The sequence below is a fragment of the Rhodovulum sp. BSW8 genome, assembly GCF_003314725.1.
GTDB lineage: Bacteria > Pseudomonadota > Alphaproteobacteria > Rhodobacterales > Rhodobacteraceae > Rhodovulum > Rhodovulum visakhapatnamense.
Window position 1 is genome coordinate 1 of the sequence record NZ_QNVX01000015.1, and the last position, 1,550, is coordinate 1,550.

Annotated in this window: 1 pseudogene; it reads left to right on the forward strand. The window is 62.3% G+C overall.

The window, feature by feature from the left end:
- Positions 1-867: 867 nt before the first annotated feature.
- Positions 868-1,550, forward strand: a pseudogene (locus DSD19_RS10505) (hypothetical protein); the annotation flags it as partial.

Sequence of the window (1,550 nt, forward strand, 5' to 3'; positions counted from 1 at the left end):
AGGCCGATTACGGCACCGCGCTCGGCGACCCCATCGCCGCGCATCTCGCCGACGCCTCCGCCTCGATCCTCGACTGGTGAAGGCCTCACCGCCGCACCGTCCAAAGAACAAGCCCGCCGGCCGCAGCATAAAACTGCGGCCGGCGGCGCACTGAAATGGACCACCCACAGGGCGCCCGGGCGGCCCGATCAGGGGGGCGACAGTTAACGGCAGGGTAACGATACCCAGCTTCAGATTTTAAAGATTTCGAAATCCATAACGAAAATAGACGGCGCCGGTGCGTCTGGGTGGCTTTCTGTTCCCTTTCCATTTTCCTTTCGGAAAGAGTTCGGGATACAATTGTGGACAAAGCGGGATTGAACGGAATGGCCCCTGCGGTCCCGCCTCTCTTCTCTGGACGGCCCCGGCAAGGCCGTCCTTCGCCCTTCGGTCCGAGGAGTGATTCTGCGGATCGAAAAGACGCTCCGGCGAACCGTTGGCGAACCGGGATTCGGCTCTCTGACGAGAAGAACGAGAGGGGTCCGGGCCGGATTTGTCCACTTTTCGGCCATGTCCGGCTGGATCAGGGGCACGAGGCGCCCTTTGCGCAGCGCAGCGAATATCCAAGAGGTCAACCGGGAAATCAGGCCGAAAACGGGCAGATTGTCCACGCCTCGGAAAGAGTTCTTGGGATTTTCACGGAACGTTTCGGGATTGCCGGGAAGTTGTTGGGGGTATTCGTTTTTCTAGTAAATGAAATGCAGTAAAATAAAAAAACTCGATTGAAAACGCGCATCTCCATTTCGGTTTTGGAGAGGTTTCGACAGGCAATCATTAACCACCGACACGCAGTGTCCCTCCCAAATCTTGTTTTGGTGAAGGTGACACATGACTGTTCTCGAAAAATTCAGGCTTCTGATCGCCGGCGCGAAGACCGGAAGCTCCACACCGGTCACGACCCCCCCCGCAACTGACCCGAAGATCGATCCGATCGACACCGTCACGCCTGATGATCAGACCTCGGGAGCGGACGGGTCGACCGGCGATACCGCGGCGCAGGAGGGCGGCGATCAGACCTCAGGCGCCCCGTCCGAGACTTCGGAGCCCGAAGAGACCGATGTCGGGACCGAACCCCCGGCCTCGGGCGCGGGAACGGACGAGCCCGAAACCGGTGCAGGGGAGACTGACGCGGCGCCCGTCACCGAAGAGCCTGCGGCCGAAACCGACGCGGCCCAGGCCGATGCGATCGCAAGCCTGAGCCCTGTTCTTCTGAAGTTTGCGGCTTTGGTCGGGATCGATCCCTTGACGCTTGTGAAGGGCGATGTGGGTTCGGCGCCGGATGTGGGGTCGGCGCCCGATGGCGGGAGCCCGGCCGAGAGCCCGGACGAGGGTCCTGTTGTCGTCGATCCTGTCGAGGAGACGCCGGACCAGGGGTCCGGGTCCGATGGCGGGTCCGACGGCGGCACGGACAGTGGCGATACCGGCGGCGAGAATGGCGGCCAGGACAGTGGCGAGACCGGTGGCAATACTGGCGGCGACACGGGCAGTGTCGATCCGGGACCCGGCGGGAG